Raw genomic sequence first — 10,000 nt, 5'->3', positions numbered from 1 at the left:
TATTTTATAATTTACAAAATCCGAAATCGTAACTGGTTTCGGATTTTTTTATTGAGTTTGAAATTGATTTTGTATTTTTACTTTTAAATTCACACCCTATGAAGATAAATCACTTACAAATTGAAATCGACGGAATCGACAAAGAAATCCTTCGCGATTTAATGGAAGATGCTCGCAAACCCATTTTACAGATTGCCAATAAAATTGGGATTTCAGGTGCTGCGATTCATCAACGACTAAGAAAATTAGAACATGCTGGAGTGATTTCGGGTTCGAAATTTATTGTAGACACGAAAGTTTTGGGTTACAGCACGATGGCTTTCATTGGAATATATTTAGAAAAAGCATCAAGTAATCCAGAAGTGGTAAAAGAATTGAAGAAGATTCCCGAAGTTTTGGAATGCCATTATACGACTGGGAATTGGAGTATTTTAATCAAAATCATTTGTCGAGATAACGAGCATTTGATGCAATTGCTCAACAAGAAAATCCAACCCATTGATGGCGTTTCACGAACGGAAACCTATATTTCTTTAGAACAGCAAATTGAAAGACAAATTCAGTTGTAAATTTCAAATTCAAAAATCAAGAACAAACAAAAAACCCAAACTCTGAATGAATTTGGGTTTTAAAATATATAATCTAATTAATTACTCTCTCGAACCTAAAATTTGGAAAGCCCAATACAATAAAGACGCTAAAGCTCCTAAAGCCGCAACCACATAAGTTCTTGCTGCCCATTTTAATGAATCTTCCGCACCTGCATATTCTTGTTGGCTCACCATGTTTTTATTTTTTAACCAAGCTAATGCTCTGTTACTCGCATCGTATTCTACTGGAAGCGTAACGAAACTGAAAGTAGTTGCAATTGCCATTAAAATCAAACCTGCAACCGCTACGTAAAAACCAATACTTGATTTAGAAGCAAGACCTAAAATCAAACCACCCATAATCAACCATTGCGACATACTAGACGAAATGTTTACTACTGGTACCATTTTAGAACGCATTGTTAACCATTGATACGCATGTGCATGTTGCACCGCGTGACCACATTCGTGAGCCGCCACTGCCGCTGCCGCTGCATTTCTTTGATTATAAACCGCTTCTGACAAATTAACTGTTTTATCAGCAGGATTATAATGGTCTGTTAATTGACCCGGTGTTGAAATTACTCTTACATCGGTAATTCCATGGTCTTGCAACATTTTTTCTGCAATTTCGGCACCACTCATTCCGTTTCGTAATGTAACTTTTGAATAATACGCAAACTTGCTCTTCAATTTGTTACTTACTAACCAACTTACTAGAGCAATCGCTCCAATCATGATATAATATCCAAACATAATTTTTCTTTTTAATTTTATAAACTATATACAAACTCTACGCCAATTTATCTCAAATGACAAGTTGACATTTTGATTTGTTTGTTATACGTAAAAAACGAAAAATGTTACAAAAAAATCCCAAACTTTTAGGATTGGGATTTTAAGTCTTGTGGTTTGAAATTTATATTATCCAACCAAATTAATAATCTTACCTGGAACGATAATAATATTCTTAGGTGTATTTCCTGCTAATTGAGCGATGGTTCTTTCGTCTGCTAATACAATTTCTTGAATTTGCTCTTTGGTTAAATCCAATGGCAATTTAATTGTGAAACGCATTTTCCCATTGAAGGAAACTGGATATTCTTTTTCAGATTCCACTAAATATTTTTCTTCAAATTTTGGAAAAGCTACCGTTGCAATTGAACCTTCATGACCTAAAGCAGACCATAATTCTTCTGCGATGTGAGGCGCATAAGGCGAAACTAAAACCGCTAATGGTTCTAAAATAGCTCTATGATTACATTTTAATTGTTGCAATTCGTTTACACAAATCATGAATTGAGAAACCGATGTGTTGAAAGAGAAATTCTCAATATCTTCTGTTACTTTTTTGATGGTTTTGTGTAATGACTTGTACATTTCAGCTGTTGGTTCATCGTTTACAATTACCGAACCATTATCATCAAAATACAAACGCCATAATTTTTTCAAGAAACCGGCAACTCCTGTAATTCCTGCTGTGTTCCAAGGTTTAGATTGCTCTAATGGACCTAAGAACATTTCGTATAAACGTAAGGTATCAGCACCGTATTCTTCACAAATATCATCTGGCGAAACTACATTGTATTTCGATTTCGACATTTTTTCTACTTCGCGACCTACGATGTATTTTCCGTTTTCTAAAATAAATTCTGCATTAGCATAATCAGAATATAGAGGATGATTTTTGAACTTTTCGATATCCAATTCATTAGTGATGTCGTTGATTACGGATAAATCAACATGGATTGGATGAACATTTTTATCTTTTATTAATCCTTTTGAATATAAAGTTTTAGAATCTTCACTTCTATACACAAAAGCACTCATTCCCAAAATCATTCCTTGATTAATCAATTTTTTGAATGGTTCTTCGGTTGGAGCGTAACCTCTATCTTTTAAGAATTTATTCCAAAAACGAGAATACAATAAATGTCCGGTTGCGTGTTCGCTTCCGCCAATGTATAAATCTACGTTTTCCCAATATTTTAAAGCGTCTTCGTTTGCAAACTCTTTTTCGTTGTGCGCATCCATATAACGCATCCAATACCATGAAGAACCTGCCCAACCTGGCATCGTGTTCAATTCTAATGGAAAAACTTTTGTGTTATCAATTAAATCATTGCTAACTACTGTATTTTTTTCTGTATCCCAAGCCCAAACCGTTGCGTTACCTAATGGCGGTTGACCGTCTTCGGTTGGTAAGTATTTCTCCACTTCTGGTAACACGATTGGTAAGTGTTTTTTGTCAATCATTTGTGGTAAACCATTCACATAATATACTGGAAATGGTTCGCCCCAATATCTTTGGCGAGAGAAAACAGCATCACGTAAACGGTAATTTACTTTGGCATTTCCTGCGCCTATTTTTTCTAATTCTTCGATGATTTTTTTTGTTCCCGATTTGTAATCTAATCCGTTTAAGAAATCAGAATTTACTAATTCGAAACCACCTTTTTCACCGTAAGCGGCTTCTGAAATATCTTGGTTGAAAATATTTTTAATTTCGGGCATTCCGTGTGTTCCTTTGAAGAAATTCGCGAAAGCATAATCACGCTCATCGCCACATGGAACCGCCATAACAGCGCCTGTTCCATAACCAGCTAATACGTAATCGCCAATCCAAACTGGAATTGGTTCTTTTGTAAAAGGATGTTCAGCATAAGCACCTGTGAAAACACCTGAAATCGTTTTTACATCAGCCATTCTTTCTCTTTCCGAACGTTTTGCTGTAGCTTCAACATACGCTTCAACCGCTGCTTTTTGTTCTGAAGTTGTGATTTGAGTGACCAATTCGTGCTCTGGTGCTAACGTCATAAAAGTCACTCCGAAAATCGTATCAGGACGCGTTGTGAAAACATCGATTTTAGCATCGTGATTGTTTACATGAAACGAAACCATGGCTCCAACCGATTTTCCAATCCAGTTTCTTTGTGATTCTTTGATGGATTCGCTCCAATCGATTTCGTTTAAACCTTGCAATAAACGTTCCGCGTAAGCAGAAATTCGCATGCTCCATTGTGTCATTTTCTTACGAACTACTGGATGTCCACCACGTTCTGAAACGCCGTTTACAATTTCGTCATTCGCTAAAACGGTTCCTAAAGCCGCGCACCAGTTTACTTCGGTTTCGGCTAAATAGGTTAATCTATATTGTAAAAGTACTTTTTGTTGTTCTTCTGATGAAAATGATTTCCAATCTTCAGCTGAAAATGGTTCAATATTATCATCACAAACCGCATTTACATTCGCATTTCCGTTTTTCTCGAATTCTTGAATTAAGGTGCAAATGCTTTCTGCTTTATCCGAATTTTTGTTGTACCAAGATTCAAATAATTGAATGAAAATCCACTGCGTATGCTTGTAATAATCTGAATTTGAAGTACGCACTTCTCTACTCCAATCGAATGAAAAACCAATTCTGTCTAACTGATTTCTGTAACCTTGAATGGTATTTCCTGATTTATCGACACCACCTTCAATATTCATACGAGTGGTATCGGCTGGATGTTGTCCAGTCTGAATCGCATATTGTTCGGCTGGTAAACCGAATGAATCGTACCCTTGCGGATGCAATACATTAAAACCTTGATGTCTTTTATATCTTGCGACAATATCAGAAGCAATGTAACCCAGCGGATGCCCAACGTGTAAGCCCGCTCCCGAAGGATAAGGAAACATATCTAATACATAGTATTTTGGTTTGTCTGAATTATTTGATGCAGCAAAAGTTTGATTTTTTGCCCAATATTGTTGCCATTTGGCTTCGATTTTTTCGTGGTGGTATTTCATGTCAGTTTTCTGTTATCGGTTTTATCCGAAAAATAAAGGTGCAAAAATACGTTTTATAAAACTTTTATAAAACTAATCTTTAAAATATAGTGTTCCGTTTGGATTCGCGTAGCCTTTGAAATTTTTGTTTTCGTCTTCTAATGCGATGTATTCTATTGCTTCCAACAAGGAAATTCCTTTTTTACCACTACTAATGGAGTATTTAATTTCCCTAACAGGATACGGATAATACATAGGAAGTAACGTCAATATATAATCCGAATTACTATAATAACTAATGTATGCCGAATGTTGGTTTCCTTTTTTTACTCTTAAGAAACCCTGATTTTCTGGATTGAACTCGATACTATCAAATTCAATCGGTAATTTGATTTCTTTCTTTTCAGAAACCAATCCAAACAAGTTGTTTTTCTTAACCAAAAACACTTGCTCTTTAAATGATGATGTTATAGTGTATCCCATTTTAATTTCGTCATATTCAGCAGGCAAAATAAAAGTATGATTAACATCGATAACACCATATTTCATGATTTTGGTTTTTTTATCTAACATCCCAACTTTAAAATAATTTTTAGAACCCGAATCATATTTTTTTTCAGATTTCATAGGCTCTAAAAAATCATATTCCACACTTTTTTGAAATGGGAATTGATACACTAAACCGAATTTATTTTTCTTTTGATAAATAATGTAATTGAAATAGGTTTGAATGCTGTCGCTATCAGGCTTATCTTCTGTGATAACACCTATAGTTTTGAAAACTTCAATTTTATCTGCTTTAACAGGTAATTTTACAGTTTTTTTATTTTTAGTAACATTGTTTGAAACCTCAACTTCTATTTGATTGTCTTTTAAAGCATATTTGTAGTATGAAGTTCCTTTTGGAGTTTTTCTGTTACTTTTTCCCCTTCCTGGACCATCTCCACTCCCAGAACCAGTTCCTGAATAACCTCTAGGCTCTTCAACAACCATTTCACTATCTATATTTGGAACTGCAATATTATCCTCGTAATTGTTATATCCTTCTTTTTTCTTTTTTGGCCCTGTATTTTCTTGAATATACTGACTATCTTTTTTGTTATCTAAAAGAATGATTTGACTTCCTTCTACTTTAAAATATTTAGTTTCAACAGCACTTGTTGCCGTTTGTTTTACATAAGCAATTGCTAATTCTTCTTTTGATTTTTTATTGTCTAATTCTATCGAAAAAACGTCTTTTAACACATAACTTAACTTGTTATCATTGTAATAATCCAAATTTACTAACGATTCTCTTCCTTCTAAATCCTTTATATAAAATCCAATAATAAAAGTAGTATCATAACGCTTGTCATTTCCTTTAATTCCTTTTAAATAAGAAAGCGGTTGATTAATTAATAATTCCCCTTTTGTGTTGTATAAGTAGTTGATTTCTTTTTTATCAACTCCTTTTTTAACCGCAATTATCAAATTAGTTGATACATACTGCAATTTTTGAAATTCAACAGGAATTACATTTTTGGAACCTATGTAAACTCCCGAACTATTTTCTAAAGAAGCTTCGAAAAAAGTAGTCCCTTTAGTTCTGTCTTTTTTTATGGCATCGTATTTTGGTGCAACTAAAACCTTTGCATTTTCATCACACAAACCCCATAAATTGCCTTCTCGGTAAGGAAAAATATTTTCTTGTGCCGTTAAGCTTAGTGCAAAAAAGAATAAAAGTACCGAAATCTTAAATCGTAATGTCATTTTTATGAATTTAAAGCTTCAAATTTACTGATTATAAATACTAAAGTTAAAACTTTGTTGTTATATTCTATGTAAACAAAATTTCTTTACTATTTTTACGGCTTAAATAGAATTATATGGCATCATCTTTTGAAAATTACAACAAACGACGTTTGATTTCATCCTACTTTTCGGTAGTATTGAGTATCTTTTTAGTATTGTTCCTTTTAGGAGCTTTAGGACTTTTTGTAATTAATTCGAAAAAGATTACTAATGATTTTAAAGAAAACATACCTATGACTGTTTTCTTTGATAACGATGCAAAAGACTCTACTATTAGCGCTTTTGACACTGAATTGAAAAACGCTAAATTCATCAAAGAATATGCTTTTGTTCACAAGGATAGCGCCGCTAAAAACAATGTGGATATCGTTGGAAAAGATTTTATGGAGTTTCTAGGATTCAATCCACTTCAAAATTCATTTGACATTCACTTAAAAGGAGATTACGTTAATGCAGATAGTATCAAGAAAATTGAGCGTAACATTCGTAAAAACGAAATGGTTTCGGAAATTATCTACGATAAAGAACTAGTAGATATGGTAAACGAAAACGTAACAAAAATCACGTTTTGGATTTTAATCATCAGCGGAATTTTAACGGTTGTAGCGATGTTGTTAATCAACAGTTCTATGCGATTATCAATTTATTCTCATCGTTTTACTATTAAAACCATGCAGATGGTAGGAGCAACAAAATCGTTCATTAGAAAACCTTTTATTTGGAGAAGTATTAAACTAGGATTAATTGGTTCTGGATTAGCTATCATCGGAATTATCGCTTTAGCTATTTATGTAGATGGCATATTCCCAAGTTTAGGCATTGCAAAAGATTACGTTTCGCTTGGTATTGTAATTACTGGTGTTTTAGGAATTGGAATTCTAATTACTTGGATTAGTACCTTTTTTGCTACACAACGTTTCTTGAATTTAAAAACAGACGATCTTTATTAGTATTCATTGAATAATGTTCAGTGAATTAAAAAAAATATAAAAATGGAAAATAACAACAAACCTGAATTTCTTTTCGATAAAGTAAACTACAAAATTCTTTTAGTTGGATTAGCTGTAATTGGCTTAGGATTTCTTTTAATGAGTGGTGGCGGAAGCGAAGATCCAAATGTATTCAACGGTGAAGAATTATTTAGTTTCAGAAGAATTCGTTTAGCTCCAACCGTAGTTTTAATTGGATTTGGAATTACAATTTATTCGATTTTAAAAAATCCGAAGAAGTAACACTTTATGGATATTTTACAAGCTATTATCATTGCCATCATTGAAGGTCTAACGGAATACTTACCCGTTTCTTCAACGGGACACATGATTTTTACGAGTTCTTATTTTGGAATTGAAAAAGAGGAATTTACCAAACTGTTTCAAGTTTCCATTCAATTTGGAGCCATTTTAGCAGTTGTAGTTTTGTATTGGAAGAAATTTTTCGATTTCTCGAAATTTCAATTCTTTATTAAACTAGCCTTTGCTGTTATCCCAGCTTTAATCTTAGGAAAATTATTCGACGATAAAATTGAAGCGGTTTTAGAACATCCAACACCAATTGCTGTTGTACTTATTATAGGCGGAATCATTTTATTATTTGTTGATAGATTTTTTAAAAATCCTACTATCTTTAAAGAAGAAGACATTACCATAAAAAAAGCGGTAACTATTGGTTTTTGGCAATGTTTAGCTATGATGCCTGGCACAAGCCGAAGTGCCGCAAGTATAATTGGTGGTATGCAACAAGGATTGTCACGACAAGCAGCAGCTGAATTTTCATTCTTTTTAGCAGTACCGACCATGTTAGCGGTTACGTGTTATTCTATCTTTTTAAAATCGTATGAAGCGAGTGGTTTAAAAGGATATGAATTGATTTTAAAAACTCCCGAAAACACAAAAATGTTCATCATTGGAAATGTTGTAGCTTTTATTGTAGCTGTTTTAGCTATTAAATTTTTTATAGAGATTATAAAAAAATATGGATTTAAACCTTGGGGTTGGTATCGTATTGTGGCTGGAATTCTTTTATTAGCGTACTTTAACTTATATAAATAATGAGTGCCGAAGAATTTTTAGCAGGAAAAGTACTTTTAATCGACAAACCCTTGAAATGGTCTTCTTTTCAAGCGGTGAATAAATTGAAATACATTTTAAAACGCAAATACGACTTACCAAAGAAATTCAAAATTGGTCACGCTGGAACTTTAGATCCGTTGGCAACTGGTTTATTAATTATTTGCACGGGAAAATTCACCAAAAGTATTACCGAAATTCAAGCACAAGCTAAAGAATATACTGGAACTATACTGGTTGGAGCTACTACTCCATCGTATGATTTAGAAACCGAAATTGACGCTACTTTTCCAACCGAACATATTACCGAAGAATTGATTTTGGAAACCACAAAACAGTTTTTAGGTGAAATCGACCAAAAACCTCCTGTTTTTTCTGCCATTAAAAAAGATGGAAAACGTTTGTACGAACACGCACGCGCTGGTGAAGAAGTCGAAATTCAATCGAGAAAAACTACGATTTACGAATTTGAAATCACTCGAATTCAATTACCTGAAATCGATTTTAGAGTAAAATGTAGCAAAGGAACTTACATTCGTTCGTTAGCGTATGACTTTGGATTAGCATTAGAATCAGGCGGACATTTAACTGCGCTTCGAAGAACAAAAATTGGTGATTATTCAGTTGAAAACGCAATTACTCCTGATGATTTTGCACAATTGCATCAAGATGAAAAATAAAACTTTACTTCTATTTTTTCTTTTATTCCAATTTAGTTTTTCACAAAATGTAAAACTAAAAACAGGTGATCTTTTATTTCAATCTATGAATTGCGGACCACTTTGCGAAGCTATTAACGAGGTTACCGAAGGTTATCAAGGGAAAGATTTTAGCCATTTAGGAATGGTTTACATCAAAAACGATTCAATTTTCGTAATTGAAGCCGCTGGAAAAGCAGTAAAAATAACTCCTTACGAAACCTTCAAAACCTACACAAAAGAAGAAATGTTTGTAGGAAGATTAAAAAGAAAATACCGAAAATACATTCCTGAAGCTATCACTTTTTCGTTACAACAAGTTGGTGTTCCTTATGATGACGAATATTTGTACAGTAACGGAAAATATTATTGTTCGGAATTAATTTATGATGCGTTTTTGCATTCATACAAAAAACCACTGTTTGATTTATTTCCGATGACATTCAAATCACCAAAATCAAATCAGTATTTTGAAGTTTGGGCAGACTATTACGAGAAACTAAAAATGGAAATCCCAGAAGGTCAACTAGGTTGCAACCCTGGTGGAATTTCCACTTCTGATAAGTTGAAAATTATTGGAACTTTACGCTAAGATATTTTCATGCAGTTCCACGATTTCATTCTGAATCGAAATTCCTTTATCGTGTAAATACCATTTTTGCAATTCTATTTTAGCGGTTTCATCAACAATTCCGTGAGCAGCTTTGTAATCTAAGATTAATTGCTTTGCGCCATGAGGTCTTGGACCCCAATCCGCCACAACTTCTAAATTTTCAGCATCTAAAAGAATTAATTTTGGAATTGCTTTTCCTCCATTCGTTAAGAAGTGTTGCATTAAAGCATCGTTATCATCACGCAAAGCGATTTTTAATTCTACTTTATCTGTTACTTCTGCCATTTTGTGAATTACAGGAACGATTTGAGCGGCATCGCCACACCAACCTTCGCTTAATACCAACCAAATGTACTTTTTGTCTAAATTTTGTAATTTAGCTTTTACCTCTGGAGTTACTTCAATGGTTTTATCTAAACGATGCATTCTCGTTTCGTTTAATTCTGAATAATGAAGTAAATCGGCTGATTG

Annotated in this window: 10 protein-coding genes; 6 read left to right on the top strand and 4 right to left on the bottom strand. The window is 33.4% G+C overall.

Translation table 11 applies throughout. From position 1 onward, the window contains the following. Positions 1-98 precede the first annotated feature (98 nt). Positions 99-569 (top strand): Lrp/AsnC ligand binding domain-containing protein, encoded by a 471-nt coding sequence (locus LDL23_RS03065; protein ID WP_291264398.1) that lies wholly within the window; start codon positions 99-101, stop codon positions 567-569. A gap of 81 nt (positions 570-650) precedes the next feature. Here LDL23_RS03065 and LDL23_RS03060 read toward each other — a convergent pair whose 3' ends face one another. From LDL23_RS03060 to LDL23_RS03050, 3 genes are all read right to left on the bottom strand, one after another. Next, the gene (locus LDL23_RS03060) at positions 651-1,346 is read right to left on the bottom strand and encodes a zinc metallopeptidase (protein ID WP_291264397.1); all 696 of its coding nucleotides are present in this window, start codon (positions 1,344-1,346) and stop codon (positions 651-653) included. A gap of 168 nt (positions 1,347-1,514) precedes the next feature. Continuing rightward, the gene (leuS, locus tag LDL23_RS03055; protein WP_291264396.1) at positions 1,515-4,382 is read right to left on the bottom strand and encodes a leucine--tRNA ligase; all 2,868 of its coding nucleotides are present in this window, start codon (positions 4,380-4,382) and stop codon (positions 1,515-1,517) included. A 72-nt stretch (positions 4,383-4,454) separates the two neighbouring features. Next, complete coding sequence (locus LDL23_RS03050) at positions 4,455-6,110, bottom strand: WG repeat-containing protein (RefSeq protein WP_291264395.1); 1,656 nt, start codon at positions 6,108-6,110, stop codon at positions 4,455-4,457. Between the two features lie 116 nt (positions 6,111-6,226). Here LDL23_RS03050 and LDL23_RS03045 point away from each other — a divergent pair, with 116 nt between their 5' ends. From LDL23_RS03045 to LDL23_RS03025, 5 genes are read left to right on the top strand one after another with little or no spacing between them, the layout of a single operon-like run. After that, positions 6,227-7,102, top strand: a complete 876-nt coding sequence (locus tag LDL23_RS03045) for a permease-like cell division protein FtsX (RefSeq protein ID WP_026724466.1) — start codon at positions 6,227-6,229, stop codon at positions 7,100-7,102. A gap of 42 nt (positions 7,103-7,144) precedes the next feature. Continuing rightward, the gene (locus LDL23_RS03040; protein ID WP_291264394.1) at positions 7,145-7,384 is read left to right on the top strand and encodes a DUF3098 domain-containing protein; all 240 of its coding nucleotides are present in this window, start codon (positions 7,145-7,147) and stop codon (positions 7,382-7,384) included. Between the two features lie 6 nt (positions 7,385-7,390). Next, on the top strand, positions 7,391-8,200 hold the full coding sequence (locus tag LDL23_RS03035; protein ID WP_291264393.1) for an undecaprenyl-diphosphate phosphatase: 810 nt from the start codon (positions 7,391-7,393) through the stop codon (positions 8,198-8,200). Continuing rightward, entirely contained in the window at positions 8,200-8,898 is a 699-nt protein-coding gene (gene truB / locus LDL23_RS03030; RefSeq protein ID WP_291264392.1) for a tRNA pseudouridine(55) synthase TruB, read from the top strand. Before LDL23_RS03035 ends, truB begins: the two co-directional genes overlap by 1 nt. Continuing rightward, a complete protein-coding gene (locus LDL23_RS03025) occupies positions 8,888-9,508 on the top strand; it encodes a YiiX/YebB-like N1pC/P60 family cysteine hydrolase (RefSeq protein ID WP_291264391.1) in 621 nt (206 codons plus the stop codon). Before truB ends, LDL23_RS03025 begins: the two co-directional genes overlap by 11 nt. Here the strand turns inward: LDL23_RS03025 and LDL23_RS03020 are convergent. Next, on the bottom strand, positions 9,500-10,000 hold a 501-nt coding region (locus tag LDL23_RS03020; RefSeq protein WP_291264390.1), incomplete at its 5' end, for a thioredoxin family protein. The genes LDL23_RS03025 and LDL23_RS03020 overlap by 9 nt on opposite strands.

This window comes from Flavobacterium sp., from assembly GCF_020217025.1.
In the GTDB taxonomy this organism is placed as follows: domain Bacteria; phylum Bacteroidota; class Bacteroidia; order Flavobacteriales; family Flavobacteriaceae; genus Flavobacterium.
The sequence above is the reverse complement of the archived record's forward strand: the minus strand, read 5'-3'. Positions and strand labels throughout refer to the sequence as shown.

Bases quoted from the DNA above. Each gene is read 5' to 3' on its own strand.
- LDL23_RS03035 (WP_291264393.1), top strand. From the start codon at position 7,391: ATGGATATTTTACAAGCTATTATCATTGCCATCATTGAAGGTCTAACG.
- LDL23_RS03045 (WP_026724466.1), top strand. From the start codon at position 6,227: ATGGCATCATCTTTTGAAAATTACAACAAACGACGTTTGATTTCATCC.
- LDL23_RS03065 (WP_291264398.1), top strand. From the start codon at position 99: ATGAAGATAAATCACTTACAAATTGAAATCGACGGAATCGACAAAGAA.
- leuS (WP_291264396.1), bottom strand. From the start codon at position 4,382: ATGAAATACCACCACGAAAAAATCGAAGCCAAATGGCAACAATATTGG.
- truB (WP_291264392.1), top strand. From the start codon at position 8,200: ATGAGTGCCGAAGAATTTTTAGCAGGAAAAGTACTTTTAATCGACAAA.
- LDL23_RS03040 (WP_291264394.1), top strand. From the start codon at position 7,145: ATGGAAAATAACAACAAACCTGAATTTCTTTTCGATAAAGTAAACTAC.
- LDL23_RS03060 (WP_291264397.1), bottom strand. From the start codon at position 1,346: ATGTTTGGATATTATATCATGATTGGAGCGATTGCTCTAGTAAGTTGG.
- LDL23_RS03025 (WP_291264391.1), top strand. From the start codon at position 8,888: ATGAAAAATAAAACTTTACTTCTATTTTTTCTTTTATTCCAATTTAGT.
- LDL23_RS03050 (WP_291264395.1), bottom strand. From the start codon at position 6,110: ATGACATTACGATTTAAGATTTCGGTACTTTTATTCTTTTTTGCACTA.